Source organism: Streptomyces sp. NPDC002742 (genome assembly GCF_042888885.1).
Lineage (GTDB): Bacteria > Actinomycetota > Actinomycetes > Streptomycetales > Streptomycetaceae > Streptomyces.
In genome coordinates this window covers 77,992-99,163 of record NZ_JBIAQF010000003.1, presented here as the reverse complement: position 1 = coordinate 99,163, position 21,172 = coordinate 77,992, and the positions used below count along the sequence as shown (strand labels likewise).

Here is a 21,172-nt window from a genome sequence, read left to right as displayed (position 1 = left end):
GCTGTGGCTGTCGTCGGCTCACCCGACTGATGTCTCTTCTTCGCGGCCTCCCCAACCGGCCATCAGGTCCAGCTCAGAGACTTCGCGATCGCCTCAAAGAGCTCAACCAGGGCTTCGGCGAACGGGTCCAGCGAAGTCGAGAAGGTCAGCAGCAGCGATGCGGTGGTCATGGGGATCTTGACCCCGTAGTCGACCGTGGTCACGGGAAGGCGGTTCCCGGATGAGTCGTCGTCGGCTGGGACCGTACGCGTTCGCCGACGGATCGCAGGTCCCGCGAAGGGCAGCAGAATCTCGTCGATCTCCTGAGCGCGCTGCGCTCCTGTGACCGACAGGCCAAGATCCTCATCAGGAGGGACCACCGTCACGAGAAGCGAGGCGGAGACAGGAATTGGCCCGACCGAAGTTGTCGAGATGTAGAGCTCGACGCCCCCGTTCCGATAGGCATCCTCCGCACGGGCAGCGAGCTCCTTGGTCAACTGCCGCTTGAGGGCAGCAGCATCATCCTGACCTCTCAGCGCGTTGTCGACCAGAGCCCGGATCGAACGCTTCCATTCGCCGGGCTCCAGGGGAATCCTGAACCAGTCGAAAGGAACGATCAGCCTGTAGTCGGTTGGAGGTGCCGTACCGGCTTCTCCTGTCGAAATCTCGACGACTGGTTCCGGCACAGTCAGGCCTCCTTCACCTGGGCGAGCTCCAACGACTCCGCAAGCGTTTGGGACAACTCCAGCAACACCTCGCTGAAGATGAGGTTCGTCCAGGTCACGCGGAGGACCAGAACGTTGTCCACCTGCGGAGGAAGAACAGCGTAGGTGACCGACTCCAACTGCGTCTTCTTCTTGAAGAGCGATCCCGTGACAACGGACTGGATCTCCTGCACCCGCAGGCCGGGACCAGTCGGCAGGTCGACGTGGATGGCATGTCGGCGGTCCGGTGTCGTGGGTAGGACATCACGCAGCAGATCGGGCAGACGATCGACGGATTCGTATCCCTCGCTGTCGTAGTCGTGGACCTCATAGACAGCCATCACAGCCTTCGCCGCATCGATCACATAAGCGTAGGCAAAGGTGGGGGCACCCAGCTCCGACGAAGTAGCCAGTTGAGCCAGGATCGTCGCCAATTTACGAAGCTCAGCACGAGGGGCGGCGACACCGAGATATGTTTTCGCAGCCCGCTTGGACCACTCTCCCAAATTTAGACCCTGCCCCACCGGCAGCCTGATGCTTCCTTCCGGTTCAGAGATCAAGCATTGCCACACCACATCATCGCTCATTGGAACTCTCCTCGGTCACCCCTGGCCCACCGTCCAAGATTCTTTCCACTTATTGTAGGGGTTGTCCCATTTGGCGAGACCGTGAATCTTATCGTTTCCGTCGATCACAGTAGCGGCGATGGTGTGCCCTAGCCATCTGTTTCCAGCTGCCCGCACGTAGTCGGTGAATTTCACGCCGCCCATCGCTTCGAATTTATTGAGAATCGGGACCTCTTGAAGGATTTTTCCGGATTCAACCCATTCCGGATTCCCGAACGGCCGGGCACCGGCCCACGCATCCCGACTGAACAACTTTCCAACGTCTTTGAGATCCTTAAGACCCTTCACGGCATCAACGGAATCCCGAAAGACAACCTTCGGGTTCAGCACGTGCGAGAACTCATTGATCTTTCCGAAGAAACCGGGAAGGTTTCCGGAAAGGCGTTGCGCGGCCTCTTCGGCCGCTTTGTTGGCAACCTTCGTCGCTTTGCCCTGGAGCGTGTTCACGGCCTTTGACGATCGACCTGCCAGGGTATTTGCGGCCAGGAAGTCAGTACGAGCCGAGCGACTGGCCGTCTGCACCCCTCGCACACCAGCAGCCGCGGTGCGCCCCGCGCTCAGAGCCGCCCGGCCCAGTCCGAGCGTGAGCAGGGCGATGCCATCCAGGACGAGATCCGCAATGCTCGCATCTCCGGTGAACACCAGGACCAGATGGCAGGCGAGGGAGAGGAGCGTCGCCAGCAACGCGATCGCGTCCAGGGCGCCCGCGAGCACCCATCCAATGATCGGGATCCAGCCGACGAGGAGCGACGTCAGGGCGCAGATGGTAGCCACCCACCCTGCGATATCTGCGGCAACCTTCAGAGCACCCTTGATGTTCTCCCAGGTCGAGTCTTTCAGTTTGTCGTGATCCATCAATTCTTCGAGCGCACGAGCGGCTTTCTCTGCAGCCTTGTTGCGGGCGTTCTTTGCCGCATGGACCCGCTTGATGGACTCCTGAATCCGATCAGCGGCATCGTCACGCTTTCTCACAAAGTCGCGCTTCTTGTCCTCGTAGCCGTCCGCCGACTTGTCAAGGGACTCGATCAGCCTGTCCAGCCTGCCCTTCTCGTCACAGTCGGCCTCGGCGTCGTTTCGGGCCTTGTCGGCGGACTGCTGGGACGAGGCCAGAACGCTCGCGTATTTTTGATCAGGCTGCTCGGACTGCTCGCCCAGCGAGTCGGCGGCCATGTCAAAACGATCCATGACCTTCTTCAAGCGGCCGGCTGTTCCATCAGCGGCTTTTCTGAACTCATCAGCCGCGTCACTCTGCCATCCATCGACTCCGCACAATGCGGCGATGTTCCCTGACTGCTCCCTGATGGCGTCGGCCACCGCCCGGAACCGCCTGCCCAGCTTCGCCACCGCCACCGGGTCCCCGGACACCGGATCGGATTCAAGATCGACAGGCGACCAATCCTTGGGACGAGTCATGATTCAGTCCAGCCCCTACGACTTCTTCTCATTCTTGCGCACGGCATTGGCCAGGTCCGTATCAATCGACTCGTACGCTTCTGACGCAGCCTTCGCGATACCGGAGAGCTTCTTCAACTCTTCCTCGAGCTTGGACCGCTTGTAGTCCCAATTGGCGGCGAAGTCGTTCAATCGATCAGTCAATTCCTCATGCCCGACGATCTCTCGATTCCACCCATACTGCTCTTTATGGTCGAGCCGCTCCAGCTCGCCAACGATTTTGGAAAGTCCGACAGAAACGCCTTTAATCACGTTCAGGTCATCGATTCGGGTCCTGTCGCCCATACCTTCCCCGTTCTATCGGTCAATCCGCCGGATCGGACTCAGCGGTTGATGGACTGGATCTCTTGTACGACGACGTCCTGGTCGGCTCCGAAGGTGCCGTCCGGCAAGTTTTGCTCGTCAGTGACACCGGTACCTGTCCAGTGGATCTTCCAGGTGATGGTCGCCCTCAGCTTGTACGAACCGCCGCCGGAAGAACGGAGGTACTTCACCCCGCAAGGAGGCGTCTCCTCGGCCTTGCCCTTCGCGTACGCCTCACCGATGTGATCGCCGGCTATCTCACACACGCCAGAGGCGGGATAGGTCTCCGCATCTGGCGTACCAGGATCAATCTTGAGCGAAACCGGCTCCGCCGTCGTGGTCGCCTCGATGCCCAGAATCGGAACAGAAGCAGTGACGGAGACAGGCTTGAACTCGGCGCCGTCAAGCCAGGACCAGGTAGGCAGGTTGACTTTGGTCGTGCCCTCGGGCGCCAGGCTTACCTTGGTGCCGGGGACACGGATCTCGGCGTACGCGAGTTCGGCCAAGACCTCAGGAGTGACTGCGTTCTTGATACGGGCAGGCGGGGGGTCACCCGTATCCACCCAGAAGATGGGTTCTTTGCAGGAGTCCCACCCAGGCGGAAATTCCTTGTTGACGTACGAGTCCCACCAGTACCCTTGGCCCGTCTTGGCCTTGTTGAAGTCCTTGTAGTCGCCATCGACGTAACGCTTGCGTTGTTCCGCATCCCAAGCATCGCCCGTGGAGCCGGCAGCCCAAATCGGCTCCAGATAAGCCTTGAGCCCCTCCGGCGTGTACTTCGGGGCATACCAGCAGGCTGGCGGCGCCCAAGATGCAGTTGCCCTGACGGCTCCTACAGAAGCGCCTTTGCCGTTCTTCGAACGATCGAAGACGATGCCGCCGGCAGTCGCGGAGACCGTGTCGCCGTCAACTGCGCCCGATGCGTTGCCGTCCGATCCAGAGCCGGACCCGCCACCGAACACACCTCCGCCCGGAGGGCTTTGGTCGGCCACCGCGGACTGGGATGCGACCAAGCAGGCCGACCCGGCGAGGAGCGCAACCGATACGAGACGAAGGAGCCGGGTCACGGCTGACACCTGTCCGCCCCCCGAGTGGACGCGATCTTCACGAGTTCCCAGACCCCCTGCTTGTTCTTCTCCACCTGAATCCCGTACGCGATGTAGCTGTTCTTGGTGGTCTTCGTCTTCTTGACCTCGCCGGTCTTGATGACCTTGCTGAAGCCCTTGCTCTCGTCAGCGCAGTAGCTGAGCGAAGCGCTGTCCTTGGAGTTGACCGTCACCTGCCGGTCGAAATAGCGCACCGTCCCGGTGACTGTCCACCCGACGGCCTTGAACGACTGGACCCACTGCTGAGCTGCCACCGCACCCTCGCCCTCTGTGTAGAACTCAAGAGCAGGAAGGCGCGGATTCTGGGCATCGATGGCTGCGTTGAGCGCACGGACGAGCTCCGCGTTGTCCTTGAGAATCGCGTCCTGGACCGCGTCACCTGATGCCTCGGGAGTGAAAGTGATCGTCAGGTCGGACGGCAGCTCGATCTTCGGTCGCCCCGCGGATTGCGTCGCGCTCGGGCCCGGCGCAGCCGACGTCGTACCCCCCGTGGCCGCGCCCGCGATCTTGTCGTTGGCCTTCGGCTTGTCGCCGCCGCCCCCGCCGCACGCGGTCAAAAGCAGCGCGGCTGTCGCTCCGGCAGCGGCTGTGGCAAGCAGGCGGGGACGGCGGTTCACGGCGGACTCCTGTGCGGCGTGGGGTGCGGAAGGGCAGCAACACGCTATCGGGGGCCCGTGTAACGACACCAGAGCGAATGGTGCCAAGCGAGTAACAGAACACTAGGCAAAGCGACGCATAACGCTACCAACTGGCTTCCGAAAAGCTTCGATTGAGTGAAGTTCGCCAGCGATCAGCTTCCCCGAATTGGCGTCCGCAAAGCCTTGCCTCCAGTTACTCCGCCGAAGTGACCGTCATGTTCGCGCCACTCGTTCCCTGTTGGGCTTCTGGTGTCCGCGGTCAAGGAGCCTCACGGGTACTCGGGACCAACGGGTTCTCGAAGGTGGCCAGGGTCGCGATGTGGCGGAGGATCGCACGGTACTGCTCACGGCGTTCGACGGCCGTCGTGCTCAGCGTGAACACAGCCAGTCGCCTGCAGTCCGGATGCGGCAGGTGAGCGCGGAACTGAAGCAAGGGCGTCCGAGGCAGACCGTCGACAGCTCTGGGAGTGTGAACGGACTCGCTGAACGTGACCGGTCCACAGGGGAGTTCGACGTATTCGATGCGAGCCTGCGGATCGAGTTCGCTCACCGCGCGGGCAGCCGTCACGGCTCGCGGCGACACTGCCGTTGCCCGCCAGGAGACGGTGAAGAACGACAGCAGAGGACGGCCCCTGCTCGTGGCCCAATCACCGACGTCATCCCGGTGCAGCCCGATCGAGCAATGGACAGTTCCGGCTTCCCTCAGAGCACCGAGCAGTTGCTGCCCCTGCGCGAACTGGGCGATGAACTGCTGCCGCGACACGTCGTCGGGAGCCGCTTCCAGAAAGGGCGCGAGGGCGGTGCGCAGATCACCGGCACCTGGGGAGTCGGGTGCGGGAAGCAGCGCGTCGAGGGGCACGGCGGTGAAACCCGCGGGTTCCGCGAACCAGACATCGGCCTCGGGGTCTTCGGCCGAGTCGGCGATGCTGAAGTGGGGGGTGGTGGTCATCGTGTCCTGCCAGGGACGAGTCAGTACGTACGCGGGTGCGGATGCACCACGTCGGGAATGTGAGCGCCGGAACGGCGGGCACGTTCGAGTGCGGCCGGGCTCGCGTTCCAGTCGGTCGGCTCGATGCCCCGCCGGCCCGTGGCCGTGCGCTGATAGAGCAGATGCAGTCTCTTGGGGCCCTCGCCCTTGCGGTTGGTGGCCGCGATGACGGCGATGAAGCGGGGGTCACCGGCGAACCAGAGCGGCTCGATCTGTGCCTTCAGCTCGGGTTTCGTACGAGCGGTGCCGAAGCGTCGCATCCACCAGAAGGTGCGCATGCCGGAAAGAAAGAGCAGAGGGATCTGCTCCTCCGGCTCCTCCGGATTGGGCAACTCCAGCCACATCTCGTCCTCTTGAACCCGCGGATGCTTGTTCCGGCCCCGGGGAACACCGGTGAGGAGTTGCCAGGGGTACTGCCATAGGACGCGCTGGATGTAGATGGAGGGGCGGATGTAGGCGAGTTGGAGGACGGCTCGGAACGCGGAATAGAGAAGCACTGGGATGAATAGGAAGGCGTAGCCGGGGCTCAGAAACGAGACAAGCACTCCTAGCGAACTGATCCAGGCTGCGGTCCAACCCACGAGTCGCGCAAAGACCATGATCAGGTGTTGCGTCCAAGCCCGTCGGGTCGGTGGATGATCCCAGGCAGTCGGATACTTGGTCGGATCCATGCTGTAAGAGCCTCCGGCTCATGGCTAGAAGACGTGACGAGCAATATCGAAAAGGGCTCCGCCATCAAGACCCAGCCGTAGCCCATCGATGCCTGCCACGGAGCCGTCCTTGATTCCGTCGTCGTCCGTGTCTACGGCGGTCATGACCAGACCGAAGCCCGCGGTGGTCACGCCGACCGAAGCGGACGTGACCTCGACGGCTTTAGTGATTTGGGCTGCGCGGGCACCTCGAATCGTGAAGCCGAGCAAGGAGTTGTCCAGGTCGGAGATGGCCTGCGCATGCTCCATCGTCCCGCCTCCGAACCGGACCACGCGTTGACCGATTGTGAGGGCCTCACCAGCTTCGCCAGTAGCTCTCAGTGCCGTTGCCGCGCCCTTCCCAGCCGCACCAAGGCCAGGCAGCGCACCGAGGACATCACCCCCGACGGTGACGAAATTGCTCCAGAAATCCGTGTCGAGCTCACCTTTGGTGAACCCGTCCTTCAGCGATGCCCACACGGTTGGGTCCTGGGTGATCCGGATTGACAACGACGTCACGCTCAGCGCCGCAGCGGCAAGCAGTAGTGCAGCGGCAACCGTCCCACCGGACACGACAAACAACGCCACCAGACCGATTACCGCTGCAACCGTGCTCAGAATGTCCGGCAGATTCTCGGTCAACCAGTCGAGTGCCGAGTCGAACCAGCCCGGCTCGTGTGGCGCCAGCTTCTTCGTGGCGTCGCGGATCCTGTCTGCTCGACGCTGGGCCTGGTGCTCGTGTTCGTCCGCGAGTGCGCGCGCCTTGCCGCGGATCTTGCGGAGGTCGTCCTCCGCGTCGTCCACCGCCGTGTTCGCCTTGGCCAGTGCCTTATGTGCCTCGTCCCGCCCGGCACCCTTCCCCCGCAAGTCGGGGCTCTCACCCGCTTTCGTGGCGTGGCCCTTCGCCCGTTCCACCGCGGCTTGAGCTTCCTTCGCGTCCTGTTCGAGTCGCTTCGCCCGCCGTTGGAAGTCGTCGAGTTCGCCTTCCCAGCGGCCGAGTTGTCCGGCGGCTTTACGGATGGAGCGGGCGGCGTTCTTCAGGTTCAGGGGGAGCGGACCGCCGTCCAACTGCTCGCGGAAAGCGACGGCCGCGTCGCCCTTCCAGTAGCTGCCGTCCATCAGCCTGGTGACGAGCTCATGCGTCTCTTCGAGAACCTTCGCGCACCCCGTGAGCTTCTTGCACAGGCCACCCACCGTCTCCGTGCTGCCGGGCACCGGATTGAACCCGAGATGCGGATAGGCGGGGTTGGCGATGTGCGGGGCCGATTTGAGGCCCTGCGGCTTGTCTCGGTCGGCGAGGGACCGCGGATCGAGCGCCGCTCCCGTGTCCTCGGGCTGGTACGTCACCTCGCACCGCCGCCCCTGCCGTTCCCGGCCTGCTTCAGGGCTTGCTCCAGGGCCTTGTCCACCTCGCGGTAGCTGTCCCTGCTCTTCCCGATGATCTTGGCCAGGTCCTCGGTCTGCTCACCGATCTGGTCGGCTCCGTACTTCCAGTTGTCCTGGAAGTCCTCGCAGGCACAGTCGAGATCGTCCGTTCCCAGACCGGTGACCGTGGCGTCCTCCAACGCCCTGCGCAGGCCTTTCAACGACTCGGTCGACGTCCTGAGCAACTTCATGAAGTGCGACAGCTCATCGCCGTCAACGGCCAACCGCTCCGCCACGCCCTCTGCCTCTTCCGAACTCAGTGAGTCCGGAGGGCCGGACTCAGCGGTTGATGGACTGGATCTCTTGTACGACGACGTCCTGGTCGGCCCCGAAGGTGCCGTCCGGCAGGCTCCGTTCGTCGGCCACGCCGGTACCCGTCCAGTGGATCTTCCAGGTGATCGTCGCCCGCAACTTGTACGAACCATCACCGGAAGAACGGAGGTACTTCACCCCGCAGGGCGGAGTCTCCTTGGCCTTGCCCTTCGCGTACGCCTCACCGATGTGATCGCCGGCTATCTCGCACACGCCGGAAGCGGGATAGATCGCCGCATCCGCCGTGCCCGGCTCGATCCTCAGCGAGACCGGCTCCGCCGTCGTCGTCGCCGTCACACCGAGCAAAGGCACCGACGCCGTCACCGACACCGGCCTGAACCTCGCCGTGTCCAACCACGCCCACGTCGGCAGATTCACCTTCGTCGTACCCGCAGGCGCCAAATCCACCTTCGTCGACGGCACCCGTATCTCCGCATACGCCAACTGCGCCAACATCTCCGGAGTGATCGCCTCCGGAATGTCCGCCGGCGGCGCAGCACCCGTGTCGACCCAGAAAATGCCCTTCGTACAGTCCAACGCACGCGGGTCGCCCTCACGCCCCTCAGTCACGTACGAGTCCCACCAGTAACCCTGGCCCGCCTTGGCCTTGTTGAAATCCTTCGCCACGCCGCCGTTGACATACTTGTTCCGCTGCTCCAAGTCCCACTGAGGACCCGTCGACTCGGCACTCCAGATCGGCTCCAAATACGCCTGCAACGCATCCGGCGTGTACTTCGGAGCGTAATAACAAGCAGGCGGAGTCCAATTACCCGACGCAGCCGTCACCGGACCCGCAGAGTCACCCGACCCGTTCTTCGACCGATCGAACACCACAGCACCCGCCGTCGCGGACACATTGCCGTTTCCATCCGAGTCACCTGATGCTTTGGTATTTGAGCCGTTGGTGCTGCCACCGTGCCCGTATCCCGCGAAGGCTTGGGGCGCGCAGATCATCATGACCGCGGAAGCTACGACGGCGACCGCTCCGGCCTTGCGGTGCTTCAGAACTGGCATGCAGTGCTCCCCCGCTGCGAAGTCAGCTTCTCCGTGATCCAGACGTCCTGCTTGTTGACCCGAAGGAGGCTGCTGTAGAGGACGTAATTGTCCTTCGACTTCGGAGTCACCTCGGTCTTGCCCGTCTTCAGGCTCTTGTTGTAGGCCTTGTTCTGATCTTCACAGTAGACGAATCCCGCCGTTCCATCGGAATTGATCTTCACGTTGGACTTGTAGTAGCGCTTCACCCCGGTGATGCGGTCCTTGTAGTCCACGAACTCCTGGATGAACTTCTGGCTTCCGGCTGCCGCCGGACCCTCGGAATAGAAGCGGTACGCCTTGTGCAGCGGATCCTGTTCAGCGATCGCCATGTCCACGGCCTTGATGAACTGCTCGCTGTCGTTGAGCACCGCATCCTTGTCCCTGTCGCCCGTCTTGGGCCACTCAAAGGTGTACGTGAGGTCGGACGGCAGCTCGATCTTCGGTCGCCCCGCGGATTGCGTCGCACTCGGGCCCGGCGCAGCCGACGTCGTACCCCCCGTGGCCGCGCCCGCGATCTTGTCGTTGGTCTTCGGCTTGTCGCCGCCGCCCCCGCCGCACGCGGTCAAAAGCAGCGCGGCTGTCGCTCCGGCAGCGGCTGTGGCAAGCAGGCGGGGACGGCGGTTCACGGCGGACTCCTGTGCGGCGTGGGGTGCGGAAGGGCAGCAACACGCTATCGGGGGCCCGTGTAACGACACCAGAAAGAATGGCGCCAAGCGGGTAACAGGAGCTGGATATACAGGTTCATAGCGTGACCAACTGGCCACCGAGAACCTTCGATTGGGTGACATGGGTGGGGGGTGGGGCGGGGTGGGGCGTCTGGTCTGGGGGTGCCCGGCGCCGGGCTTGAGGGGTCCCCAGCTCAGAGGGCGCCCCCAGCCCGGAGAGCGCCCTCGTCATTCAGCCTTTGCTCGAGCCTTCGCTCAAGCCTTGCCTCGACGCCCCCGCTTCGGGCCGCTGTTGGACTTTCGGCCGCTGGAGCCGTTCGGCCAGAGTCGGGGGCTTCGCTTTGCCGCGATGTCCTCGATCCAGCCGAAGGCCATGATGGTCAGGCCGATCAGCGGCCACACCAGGACGAACATCCACAGCATGTACGTCGCGTCGAGGGCCGACACCGCGCGGTCGCTCTGCATGAAGGGGAGGTTGTAGATCTGGTCGAGGATCGGGACCGTGGCCATGATGAGCATGTTGTGCCAGAGGTAGATCGTGACCGCGCGGTTGTTGGACAGCGTGATCAGCTTGTCCCACTTGGCGAGGCGGCCCGGCAGTTGCTGCCAGGACGGGCTGTACTGGAGCAGGATCACCACGAAACCGAAGGACCACATCGCGTCGGCCAGCGGGATGTCGTTCAAGTCCCAGCCGTCGGGGCCCAGATGACCCGAGGCCCACCAAAGGGCGAAGGCCATCATCAGGGCCGAGCACGAGACGGCGATGTAGCGCGGGACCTTCGCCAGCATCCCCTCGTGGTGAGCGAAGCCCAGGACCCAGCAGCCGCCGTAGACGGCGAAGTCGGTGATGGCGTTGCCCGTTTCACCGGGGATGGTGACCAGCCCGGTGCCGACCACCGCCGTCAGGGCGAGGGGAGCCAGCAGGGTCGCCCACGGAACGCGGCGGAACGCCCACAGCAGGAGCGGGGACGCGACCACGAACCACAGGTAGGCGCGCAGGTACCAGAGCACGCCCGCGCTCTGAACCGCCCAGGTGTTCTCCAGCAGGCCCGACTGGGAGCCGATCTTCCAGGGGAACGGCGGGGCGCCGACCGGGACGATGTAGTTGAGCAGGTCGACCAGGCCCCAAGTGCCGCCGTGGTCGGGGTCGTTCACGGGGTTCCAGCCCTGCGCGAACATCATGGCCAGGGCCACCGCGCTGAAGGCCCACAGCGGGGGCAGCAAACGCCTGACGCGTCCTCTGATCACGCTCAGCGGCGGCCTGCTCAGCGAACGCGCCATCAGCGAGCCCGCCAGCGCGAACATCACGCCCATGGAGGGGAAGAGGACCGTCAGCCACGCCCACCCGAACAGGTGGTACACGACCACGCGGACCAGGGCTATGGAGCGGAGCAGGTCCAGGTAGCGGTCACGGCCGGGGCGGCGCGGCGCGGACTGCTGCGCCGGATCGGGCACCGCGCCCGTGTCCGCCACCGGGGTCGGGTCGGGGCGCGTCGCCGGGTCCGGGGCCGCCTCCGGCCACGGGTTCAGCCAGTCGTCCGAGGGCGCTCCCGGGTACGAACGCGGATGCGGGACCGCCGCCTTCGGGGTGCCCAGTGGCGGAGTCGCCCCCACCGGGTACTCGTGCGTGGTCATCCGACCGGCCTCCGTTCGTTCCCGATGTGTGACGCCCGCTGCTGCGGGACCGATCCCGGCGCCCCCACGACGCCCGTGCGGCGCAGCTTCTGCCAGCGCAGCCGGCCGCCGGTGAGGGCGGTGATCCAGGACTGCAGCAGGACGACGTACATCAACTGCCGGTAGAGGATCTGCTGGAGGGGGAGGGAGATCAGATGGGTCATGCGTTCCTTGTCCAGGCGGAACGCGTACGCCGCGCACACCAGCTGGATGGCCAGGACACCGAGCCAGGCGATGACCGTCTTCTGGGTCGGGCCGAAGACGACGCCGTACAGGAGGAAGACGTCGATCAGGGGCGCGAGAAGCGGGGCCAGAACCATGAACAGCGACACCAGAGGCAGGCCGACCCGGCCGAAGCGGCCCGACGGGCCGCGTTCGATCAGGGCACGGCGGTGCTTCCAGATCGCCTGCATGGTGCCGTAGCACCAGCGGTAGCGCTGGGACCACAGCTGCTGGACGGACTCCGGGGCCTCGGTCCAGGCGCGCGCGTTCTCCGCGTAGACGACCCGCCAGCCGTCGCGGTGCAGGGCCATCGTGATGTCGGTGTCCTCGGCGAGCGTGTCGTCGCTCATGCCGCCGACGCGTTCCAGGGCCGAGCGGCGGAAGGCTCCCACCGCGCCCGGGATCGTCGGCATGCAGCGCAGGATGTCGTACATACGACGGTCCAGGTTGAAGCCCATCACGTACTCGATGTGCTGCCAGGCGCCGATGAGGGAGTCGCGGTTGCCGACCTTGGCGTTGCCCGCGACCGCTCCGACCCGCGGGTCGGCGAAGGGCTGGACGAGCTCGCGGACCGTCGCCGGTTCGAAGACGGTGTCGCCGTCCATCATCACGATGATGTCGTGACTGGCGTTCGCCAGACCCCTGTTGAGGGCCGCGGGCTTTCCGGCGTTCTGCTGGCGTACCACGCGTACGTTCCGCAGGCGCATGTCCTCGACGATGCGGGCGGTGCCGTCACTCGATCCGTCGTCGATGACGATGATCTCGACGGGGTGCTCGCTCGTCATGAGGGAGTTCACGGTGTTCTCGATGCACTTGGCCTCGTTGTACGCCGGCACCAGTACCGACACCGGTTCGGTGACCGATGCCGGGCCCCAGCGGAAGCCCTTGCGGCGCACCCGGCGGGCGTGCAGTACGGAGAGCAGGAGCATCATGCCGAAGCGGGTGAAGACCAGTACGCCGATGATCGCGATGCAGACGATCAGGCCGTCGGTGATCTTCTCCGAGGCCTGGACCAGGAAGATCCAGGCCTTGCCCTTCCACAGGTCGAGGCCCTTCACCGGGGTGTGCGCGCTCGGTGCGTTGAGCGCCTCGGTGAGGTTCTCGAAGTCGTAGCCCTGCCGCTGGAGTTCGGGCACGAACTTGTCCAGCGCCTGCACGGTCTGATGGCGGTCGCCGCCGGAGTCGTGCATCAGGACGATGGCGCCCTTGCCGCCCTTGGGCGTGGCGCGGCGGATGATCTCGTCGACGCCCGGCTTCTGCCAGTCCTCACTGTCGGTGTTGTTCACGACGGTGATGTAGCCGCGGGTGCCGACGTACTGCGTCACCGGCCAGGACTTGTCGTCCATGGCGTCGGCGAACGAGGAGTACGGGGGACGGAAGAGCGAGGTGCGGATGCCCGCGGCGCCCTCCAGTGCCAGCTGGCTCTGGGACAGCTCCCAGTCGATACGGCTCTTGGACTGGTACGACAGGTCGGGGTGGTTGAACGTGTGCAGGCCGACCTCGTGCCCCTCCCGCACCATGCGCGCCACGAGCTCCGGGTAGCGCGAGGCCATGGTGCCGGTGACGAAGAAGACCGCGTGGGCGTGGCGTGCCTTGAGGACGTCCAGGACCTTGGGGGTCCAGGTGGGGTCCGGGCCGTCGTCGAAGGTGAGGACCAGACGGTGGTCCGGAACGCTCAGGCTGGTGGTACGGCCGCTGCGGGTGTCGATCACCGGGCCGCCGTCGAGGATCTTGTCCGGCACCTTGTCGGTGGCCGCCTCGGGCCTGATGCGGTGGTCGGCGAGGATCTCGCTGTGCACGTAACCGCGCAGCATCAGCATCGCCATCATCGCGACCAGGATGGTCGTGGGCAGCAGGAAACGCATGGGCAGGCGTCGGCGCCGGGCGTTGCGGTCGTGCTTCGGGGTGGTACCGGAGTCATGACCCGGCGCGCTGGGCGCAGGACCGCGACGGCTGGTGCGGGACATCAGAGGAGGTTCTCCGGGAACGAGGGGGAGAGGGAGTACGGGGAACCGAGGATGCTCGGCTGCCCGGACACCCGATGGTTCTGCCCGGCGGGTGTCCGCCGAAGAGGGCCGCTCATTGGACGCCGGCCCCCGCTCCGGTGGCGCCTTGGGTGCCCGCGGTCTCCGTCGGAGCGGCCGTGCTGCCGGGGGTGGTCGCCGGGGTGGAGACCGGGGGCGTGGCCACCGAGGAGGACGGCTTGGGGTCGGGGTCCGGCTTCTTGGTGGTGACGCCGGGCTTCGGCTTCTTGGTCGCCGACGTGGAGGGCTTGGGGTCGCTGGACGCGCCCGTGGCGGTGGCGTCGGGCGAGGCCCCGGGTGTGACGGCCGAGCCGGGTGAGGTCGTCGTGCCGTCGCTCGCCGTCGCCACCGCGCCGGGCGCGGTGGCGCTGCCCGTGCCGGAAGGATTCACCGACTGCGTGGGCAGCGGCGAGGTGTCGACCTGGCCGGCGGGCTGGTCCTCCTCCTGGCCGGGCACCGGGAGCCAGGGCGCGTTCGAGTTGCCCGACAGGAGCGTGGCGACGATCACGACGGCGTAGACCGCGCACGCCACGGCGACGAGCATGCCGAGCCGGCGGTAGCGACGGCTGCGGCGGCCGGACTCGTCGACGAAGACGGGGCCGTCCGAGGCCTCCGGGGGCGTCGGGGCCTCCTTGGCCTGCTGGACCAGCCAGTCGTCCAGTTCGCGGCCCGCGCCGTCGAGCTGGATGGTGACCTCGTGCGGGTCGTGGCTGTTCGCCGGTTCGTCGGGCCGCTCCCAGGAAGCGGGCAGCGGACGGCCGAGGTCCGGCGTGGACTCGGGCAGCAGTTCGGTCGCCGGACCGTCGGCGAAGAAGGGCCGTGTCTCCGTCGTGCGGGCGCGGGACGGTCCGGCCTGCGCCGGGGCGTCGAAGCTGAACCACGCCGCGGCCTCGCGCTCCGACGGCGATCCCGCCTCGGGCCAACGGCCGGAGAACGCGCCGGACCCACGACCGGAGAACGCGTCGCTCTCCGTCGCGCGACCGACGAGCAGTTCGGTCTCCGGCTCCGGGGTTCGCTCGGGACGTCCGCCGACTGCTCGCTCGGCGCGTTCCCCACGCTCAGGACTGATGCCAACTCCCATATTCGGCCACGAAACTGTTGCGCCGGCCCCGGGCCGGGCGATCGACTCCTCGGCTTCTCGCCCAGGCGACGGATCGATTCGGCGCCCGTCCGGCCGATCGACGTTTGGTCCAGTCGGTTGGGCGTCTTTCCGCCAGTTCTCCACGCGCACGTGCATCCCCCCACGGGACTGTTCACGGGTGCGCGACGACTCCGGGCAAATGCTGTCTATGTCGTCCGGGTCGAGCCCCCACCCGACCCGAGCGCCCCCCAATATCACACTGCGCCCGGACGAAGAATGTAGCGCATGTGTGGGACTCGTGCGGTTACGTCTCATGTACGTTTCATGAGAATGAGGGCATCGGTGGCTGGAATCCATCTCCCTTGGGGGCTCAGGAGCCACTTCTCTTCGCTCGCGAGTTCGGCAGCGGCTCGTATGAGCGCATCGATCCCCGGATGAACGAGTCCCTTGCGCCACACGAGTGACACTGGTGACAGGGGAACGGGGTCGACGAGGGGCCTCGACACGGTCCCCTCCATGGCCGGAAACTCCACTACGGCAAGGACGGGATTCCGCCGCTTCGCCATGATCCGCCGGAATTCTTCGGCTCCGACAGCCACCGGTGCGGGTGACGCGAGTTGGATGCCCCGTCCCTCGAACAGGTGATGCGCCAGGTCGGTCCACTCCAGCGTCCGGGGGTTTCCCGCTCCCGCGTACACGGTCTCGCCCGCGAGCGCGGCCAGCGGCACCGCGTCCAGCGCGGCGAGGTGATGGTCCTCGGGCAGGACGACGGCCATCGGCTCGTAGCGCACGATCCGCTGCTCCAGCCGGGCCCGGACGGCCGGGTCCAGTCCGGCGAACCGGCCGAAGGACGCGTCCAGACGGCCGGCGAGCAGGTCCGCCGCCGCCCCGGTGAGCCCGCTCTCGTAGCGGGCCATCAGCTCGCTGCCGGGGGCGAGGTCGCGGGCCCGGTCGAGGATGCGACTGGTTACCAGGCCGGGCGAATTGACATCGACGAGCAGCGGTCTCTCCTCACCGCCGTGCCCCGCGAAGGCGTCCAGCAGCGCGTCGTGCGCCTCCAGCACGCGGCGCGCGTACGGCAGCAGCCGCTCGGCCTCCACGGTCGGCGTCACCTGCCGGGTCGTCCGCACGAACAGTTCCGTCCCGAGCTCCCGCTCCAGCCGGCGTATGTCGCGGCTCAGGGACTGCTGGGCGACATACATCCGGGCTGCGGCGCGGGTGAAGTGCAACTCCTCGGCGACGGCGAGGAACGCGCGCAGCAGACGGAGATCCAGATGACCGGGAAAGGGGCGTCGACCAGGCATCACGCGAACCTACAACCCAGGTGCGTCAATCGCGAAGGAGTAGGTGTTGGACCGTTCCCGGGGCGCCGGGCGACGGTTCCCCCATGTCACCGCTCACCCCGTACCGCCGTCTCTTCGCCCATCCCGGCACCCGTGCCTTCACCCTCGGAAACCTTGTCGCGCGGCTGCCCATGGGCATGTTCAGCGTGAGCGCGGTCATCATGATCGCGAGTTCGCGGGGCTCGTACGCGCTCGCCGGAGCCGTCACGGCGACGGGCCTCGCGGCGACGGCGGTGGTCGCTCCCTGGACCGCGCGGCTCGTCGACCGGCACGGGCAGGCCCGGGTGGCCGTGCCCGCCACCGCCTTCGCGCTGCTCGGCGGGATCGGACTGGTGGTGTGCGTGCGCCTCGGCGCGCCCGACTGGAGCCTGTTCGCCGCGTACGCCGCCACGGCCACGACCCCCAACACGGGCGGGATGTCCCGCGCGCGCTGGGCCCACCTCCTCCGGGGGGACGCGGCGGCGCTGCACACCGCGAACTCCTTCGAGCAGGCCGTGGACGAGCTGTGCTTCATGCTGGGCCCGGTGCTCGCGGCCCTTCTGTGCGGGACGGTTTCCCCGGAGGCCGGCATGCTCGTGGGGTCGGCGCTGCTGATGACCGGCGTGCTGCTCTTCACCGCGCAGCGTTCGACGCAGCCGCCGCCCCAGCCTCGCCCGACGTCCGCGTCACCCGCGCTCGCGCCCGGGATGCCTTCGCTGCTCCTCTCCTTCCTCGCCACCGGCGCGGTGTTCGGCGCGATGGAGGTGGTGACGATCGCGTTCGCGGACGAGCGGGGACACCGGTCCGCCGCGGGCGCGGTGCTCGCCCTCCAGGCGGCGGGGTCGTGCCTGGCGGGCCTGCTCTTCGGCACGATGAACCGGGGCACCCCGTCCCCCGCGCTCTCGACCCCGCTCGACCGGAGAGCCGCCTCCCCCGAACACGCGGCCCCTCTCGCCCCCGCGGCGCACTCCCCCGAACCCTCGGACCTCCTCGACGACCGCACCGCGCACTCCCCGGAGTGCCCGGCGCCGCTCGACGTCGAGGGGACCTTCGCGCGGCGGTTCGCGGTGTGCGTCGGTGCCATGGCGGTTCTGCTGACACTGCCCCTCCTCGCCGTCCGGCTCACCGGCGCGCTCCCGGTTCTCGCGGGTGCGCTGCTCGTGGCCGGTATGGCGACGGCCCCGACGATGGTCACCGGCATGACGCTGGTCCAGCGGCGTACGCCCGAGGGCCGGCTGAACGAGGGCATGACCCTCGCGGTGACCGGTCTGCTGGGCGGGATCGCCGGTGGTTCGGCGGTCGGCGGATGGGTGGCGGAGCACGTGTCACCGGCCGCGGGGTACACGGTCCCGGCCGCGGCGGCGACGGTCGCGCTCGCCATCGCCACGCTGGGCGCGAGAACGGGTGCGAGAACAGGCGCGAGAACAGGCGCGAGAACGGGTGCGGTACGGCACCGGGAGCCCCGGCTTGAGACCCGCCCGGCGAACACCCCGTAGTTCGCCCCGCCGAACACCGCGAACACCCCGTAGCCCGGCCCGCGGACCCCCTGCCACCCGGGCGGGGCGACACCTCGTGGTCCGACCCGCCGGACCACGGGGTGTCGCCCCGCCCGGGAACATCCCACCCTCCAAACCCGCCGGACCCCCGGCAGACGGTCCACCGCCGACCCGCGAGGCCCCCGTCGTCCGGCCCGTCGAACCCCTGCCCCAATTCCGGCGCAGGGCATTGACGCAGCGACGGCCCCCACATACCTTCCCCCGTCGAAGCGCTTCGACGGCATGCATCGAATCGGTTCGACGAACGATGCGTGACGGCCCGATACCCATCCAACTCCTCTGGAGGCAGTGGATGTTGACGACACGAAGGCGTGTGGCGGCGGCGGTGGCGGTGGCCTTGACGGGCGCCCTGCTGGCGACGTCCTGCGGCGGCTCGGACAGTGGCTCCTCCGATGGCAAGACGCTGAAGCTGTGGCACTACGAAGGGCCGGACAGTGCGATGGGGGTGGCCTGGAAGGAGGCCATCAAGGAATTCGAAGCGCAACACCCGGGCGTGAAGGTGAAGTTCGAGGAGAAGGGCTTCGAGCAGATCCAGAAGACGGCGCCGATGGTCCTCAACTCGAACGACGCCCCCGACCTCATGGAGTACAACAAGGGCAACGCGACCGCCGGACTCCTGTCCAAGCAGGGGCTCCTCACCGACCTCACCGCCGAAGTGGCCAAGCACGGCTGGGACAAGAAGATCAGCGGCGGGGTACGGACCATCAGCCAGTACGACACCGACGGGGTCATGGGCTCCGGCAAGTGGTACGGCGTGCCCGACTACGCCGAGTACACGATGGTGTTCTACAACAAGGACCTCTTCAAGAAGTACGGCATCGCCCAGCCCACCACCCTGTCCGAACTCACCTCCGCGATGGACAAGTTCGTCGCGAAGGGGATCACCCCGCTGGCCGACGCGGGCGCCGAGTACATGGCTCAGCAGTACCTCTACCAACTGGCCCTGTCCAAGGCCGACCGCTCCTGGGTCGACACGTACGAGCTGTACAAGGGCAAGGCGGACTTCCACGACGCGGCCTGGACGTACGCCGCGACCACCTTCGCCGACTGGGTGAAGAAGGGATACATCGGCAAGAAGTCCAGCGGGCTCAAGGCCGAGGACGCGGGGGTCTCCTTCATCCAGGGCAAGAGCCCGATCCTGTTCTCCGGCAGCTGGTGGTACGGCCGCTTCAAGACGGAGAACAAGTTCGACTGGGGCACCTTCCTGTGGCCCGACAGCAATCTGACCCTCGGCTCGGGCGGCAACATCTGGGTCGTCCCCAAGGGCGCGAAGAACAAGGACCTCGCCTACGACTTCATCGACATCACGCTGTCGAAGAAGATCCAGAACCTGCTGGGCAACAAGGGCGGCGTCCCGGTGGCCGCCGACCCCGCGGCCATCACCGATCCCCAGGCCAAGACACTGATCGGCGACTTCAACACCCTCTCCGGGAAGGACGGGCTCGCCTTCTACCCCGACTGGCCCGTCGCCGGTTTCTACGACGTCCTCGTCTCGGAGACCCAGAAGCTGATCACCGGGAGCGAGAACCCGGACGCCTATCTGTCCGCATTGCAGAAGGCGTACGACCAGGGCGTACCGAAGACATGACGGTCACCGTCGAGCGGGGCGGCCGGGCCGTCCGCGGCCACCACCGCGCCGCGGCGAGCCCGCGCCGTCCCCGCACCTCCTACGTCCTCTTCCTGCTCCCCGGGTTCATCGCCTTCCTCGTGGTCGTCGTCGTCCCCTTCCTGATGAACACCGGTGTGAGCTTCACCGACTGGCAGGGGGTCGGCACTCCCACCTGGTCGGGGCTCGCCAACTACCGCGCGCTGATCGACGATTCCGAGTTCTGGGCGTCCTTCCGGCACAGCCTGTTCATGGTCGTCGCGATGGCCGTCGTACCGACCGCTCTCGGACTCGTCCTCGCCGCCGCCCTCTTCGACTTCGTCGCCAAGCACTTCGGGACGCGGACGGCGGCCGTGCTCCGCGCCTGCTTCTACCTTCCGCAGGTCCTGCCGATCGCCGTCGCCGGCATCGTGTGGAGCTGGATCCTCGCGCCCGACAACGGATCGCTCAACGAACTGCTCAAGGCCGTCGGCCTCGGTTCCTGGCAGCAGGACTGGCTCGGCGACCCCGACCTCGCGCTCTACAGCGTCATGGGCGTGATGGTGTGGGTACAGATCGGCTTCCCGCTCGTCGTCTTCATGGCGGGGCTGCAACGGGTGGACCCGCAACTGTACGAGGCCGCCGAGCTGGACGGAGCGGGCTGGTGGCGGCGGTTCCGGCACATCACGCTGCCGCAGATCCGACCGGAGATCTCGGTCGTCCTCCTGTGGTGCACGATCGCCGCGCTGAAGGTGTTCGGGGCGGTGTACGTCCTGACGAAGGGCGGTCCGGGCGGCGCCACCGACGTGCCGTCGTACTTCTCCTTCACGACCTTCTTCGAGAAGACGCAGGTCGGCTACGGCGCCGCGATCTCCACCGTCCTGACCGTGATCATCCTGGCGTTGGCGGTGATCGGGCTGAGGTTCCAGACGCGCGCCGAGGACGCCGAGGAAGGGGCCGGCGTATGACAGCCCTGCGCCGCTACCCGGTTCTCGCGGCCCTCGTCATCGGCGCGCTCTTCATGGTGCTGCCCTTCGCCGTCGTCGCGGTCAACGCGGTCAAATCACCCGCCGAGTACTCCGCGCACGGGCCGCTCAGCCTTCCGCACGGCCTCTACCTCGACGGTGTCGAGGACTTCTGGCAGCGCGTCGACTTCGGGCGCAAGCTCCTCAACTCGGTGCTGATCTCCGGCTCGGTGGCTCTCGGGGCCGCCGTCCTGTCGGTCCTGAACGCGTACGCGATCGGCATCGGCCGGATCCGGGGCCGCACCTGGGTGCTCGCCTTCTTCGTCCTGGCGAACACCCTGCCGCAGGAGGCGCTGGTCTACCCGGTCTACTACCTGAGCAAGCAGGCCGGCCTCTACGACACCAGGCTCAGCGTGATCATCGTGTTCACGGTGATCCAGGCCGCGTTCGGCACCTATCTCCTCTCCACCGTCCTCGGGCGGTTCCCGCGCGAGATCATCGAGGCGGCGCGGATCGACGGGGCGAACCAGTGGCAGGTGCTCTGGCGGATCGTCGTCCCGGTCAGCCGCCCCACCATCGGTGTGCTCCTGGTCTTCTTCTTCATCTGGACGTGGAACGAGTTCCTGCTGCCGCTGGTCATGCTGATCTCCAACGACAACCAGACGGTGTCGGTGGCCCTCGGCGTCCTCCAGGGCCAGCGACTGATGGACGCCACGATGACGAACGCGGCCGCGCTCCTCGGTGTCCTGCCCGCCATCGTCTTCTTCCTGCTCTTCCAGCGGACCCTGACCCGCGGTATCGCCGTCGGCGCAGTCAAGTAA

20 protein-coding genes are annotated in these 21,172 nt (G+C 66.5%); 4 read left to right on the top strand and 16 right to left on the bottom strand.

The genetic code is table 11. The annotated features are described in order from the left end of the window. Positions 1–62: 62 nt before the first annotated feature. The 16 genes from ACFYW8_RS05715 to ACFYW8_RS05640 form a co-directional block, all read right to left on the bottom strand. On the bottom strand, positions 63–665 hold the full coding sequence (locus ACFYW8_RS05715) for a hypothetical protein (RefSeq protein ID WP_389068309.1): 603 nt from the start codon (positions 663–665) through the stop codon (positions 63–65). A gap of 2 nt (positions 666–667) precedes the next feature. Next, on the bottom strand, positions 668–1,270 hold the full coding sequence (locus tag ACFYW8_RS05710) for a hypothetical protein (protein ID WP_389068306.1): 603 nt from the start codon (positions 1,268–1,270) through the stop codon (positions 668–670). Positions 1,271–1,285: 15 nt separating this feature from the next. Beyond that, positions 1,286–2,722, bottom strand: a complete 1,437-nt coding sequence (locus tag ACFYW8_RS05705) for a hypothetical protein (protein ID WP_389068303.1) — start codon at positions 2,720–2,722, stop codon at positions 1,286–1,288. Between the two features lie 15 nt (positions 2,723–2,737). Then, on the bottom strand, positions 2,738–3,046 hold the full coding sequence (locus tag ACFYW8_RS05700; protein ID WP_389068301.1) for a hypothetical protein: 309 nt from the start codon (positions 3,044–3,046) through the stop codon (positions 2,738–2,740). Positions 3,047–3,084: 38 nt separating this feature from the next. Next, positions 3,085–4,140, bottom strand: a complete 1,056-nt coding sequence (locus ACFYW8_RS05695) for a hypothetical protein (RefSeq protein WP_389068299.1) — start codon at positions 4,138–4,140, stop codon at positions 3,085–3,087. Next, positions 4,128–4,787 (bottom strand): hypothetical protein, encoded by a 660-nt coding sequence (locus ACFYW8_RS05690; RefSeq protein ID WP_389068296.1) that lies wholly within the window; start codon positions 4,785–4,787, stop codon positions 4,128–4,130. Before ACFYW8_RS05690 ends, ACFYW8_RS05695 begins: the two co-directional genes overlap by 13 nt. A 280-nt stretch (positions 4,788–5,067) precedes the next feature. Beyond that, a complete protein-coding gene (locus tag ACFYW8_RS05685; RefSeq protein WP_389068294.1) occupies positions 5,068–5,757 on the bottom strand; it encodes a hypothetical protein in 690 nt (229 codons plus the stop codon). 20 nt (positions 5,758–5,777) lie between these two features. Continuing rightward, the gene (locus ACFYW8_RS05680) at positions 5,778–6,293 is read right to left on the bottom strand and encodes a hypothetical protein (protein ID WP_389068292.1); all 516 of its coding nucleotides are present in this window, start codon (positions 6,291–6,293) and stop codon (positions 5,778–5,780) included. A gap of 198 nt (positions 6,294–6,491) precedes the next feature. Continuing rightward, a complete protein-coding gene (locus ACFYW8_RS05675; protein ID WP_389068290.1) occupies positions 6,492–7,832 on the bottom strand; it encodes a hypothetical protein in 1,341 nt (446 codons plus the stop codon). After that, complete coding sequence (locus ACFYW8_RS05670) at positions 7,829–8,146, bottom strand: hypothetical protein (RefSeq protein WP_365870236.1); 318 nt, start codon at positions 8,144–8,146, stop codon at positions 7,829–7,831. The genes ACFYW8_RS05675 and ACFYW8_RS05670 overlap by 4 nt, the downstream gene beginning before the upstream one ends. A gap of 43 nt (positions 8,147–8,189) precedes the next feature. Further along, entirely contained in the window at positions 8,190–9,236 is a 1,047-nt protein-coding gene (locus tag ACFYW8_RS05665; RefSeq protein WP_389068287.1) for a hypothetical protein, read from the bottom strand. Beyond that, positions 9,224–9,883 carry a hypothetical protein gene (locus tag ACFYW8_RS05660; protein ID WP_389068285.1) on the bottom strand — a complete coding sequence of 220 codons (660 nt, stop codon included), beginning with the start codon at positions 9,881–9,883 and terminating at the stop codon, positions 9,224–9,226. The genes ACFYW8_RS05665 and ACFYW8_RS05660 overlap by 13 nt, the downstream gene beginning before the upstream one ends. A gap of 294 nt (positions 9,884–10,177) precedes the next feature. Further along, positions 10,178–11,557 carry an acyltransferase family protein gene (locus tag ACFYW8_RS05655; protein ID WP_389068282.1) on the bottom strand — a complete coding sequence of 460 codons (1,380 nt, stop codon included), beginning with the start codon at positions 11,555–11,557 and terminating at the stop codon, positions 10,178–10,180. Continuing rightward, positions 11,554–13,788, bottom strand: coding sequence for a glycosyltransferase (locus ACFYW8_RS05650; protein WP_389068803.1), 2,235 nt, complete (start codon positions 13,786–13,788; stop codon positions 11,554–11,556). Before ACFYW8_RS05650 ends, ACFYW8_RS05655 begins: the two co-directional genes overlap by 4 nt. Before the next feature lie 109 nt (positions 13,789–13,897). Then, the gene (locus ACFYW8_RS05645; protein WP_389068280.1) at positions 13,898–14,923 is read right to left on the bottom strand and encodes a hypothetical protein; all 1,026 of its coding nucleotides are present in this window, start codon (positions 14,921–14,923) and stop codon (positions 13,898–13,900) included. A gap of 311 nt (positions 14,924–15,234) precedes the next feature. Next, positions 15,235–16,227: a LysR family transcriptional regulator gene (locus tag ACFYW8_RS05640; RefSeq protein WP_389068278.1), complete on the bottom strand. Its 993-nt coding sequence runs from the start codon at positions 16,225–16,227 to the stop codon at positions 15,235–15,237. 83 nt (positions 16,228–16,310) lie between these two features. Here ACFYW8_RS05640 and ACFYW8_RS05635 point away from each other — a divergent pair, with 83 nt between their 5' ends. From ACFYW8_RS05635 to ACFYW8_RS05620, 4 genes are all read left to right on the top strand, one after another. Beyond that, positions 16,311–17,741 carry an MFS transporter gene (locus tag ACFYW8_RS05635; protein WP_389068275.1) on the top strand — a complete coding sequence of 477 codons (1,431 nt, stop codon included), beginning with the start codon at positions 16,311–16,313 and terminating at the stop codon, positions 17,739–17,741. Between the two features lie 352 nt (positions 17,742–18,093). Next, complete coding sequence (locus ACFYW8_RS05630; protein WP_389068272.1) at positions 18,094–19,389, top strand: ABC transporter substrate-binding protein; 1,296 nt, start codon at positions 18,094–18,096, stop codon at positions 19,387–19,389. Further along, a complete protein-coding gene (locus ACFYW8_RS05625) occupies positions 19,386–20,354 on the top strand; it encodes a carbohydrate ABC transporter permease (RefSeq protein ID WP_389068269.1) in 969 nt (322 codons plus the stop codon). Before ACFYW8_RS05630 ends, ACFYW8_RS05625 begins: the two co-directional genes overlap by 4 nt. Next, the gene (locus ACFYW8_RS05620) at positions 20,351–21,172 is read left to right on the top strand and encodes a carbohydrate ABC transporter permease (protein ID WP_389068267.1); all 822 of its coding nucleotides are present in this window, start codon (positions 20,351–20,353) and stop codon (positions 21,170–21,172) included. The genes ACFYW8_RS05625 and ACFYW8_RS05620 overlap by 4 nt, the downstream gene beginning before the upstream one ends.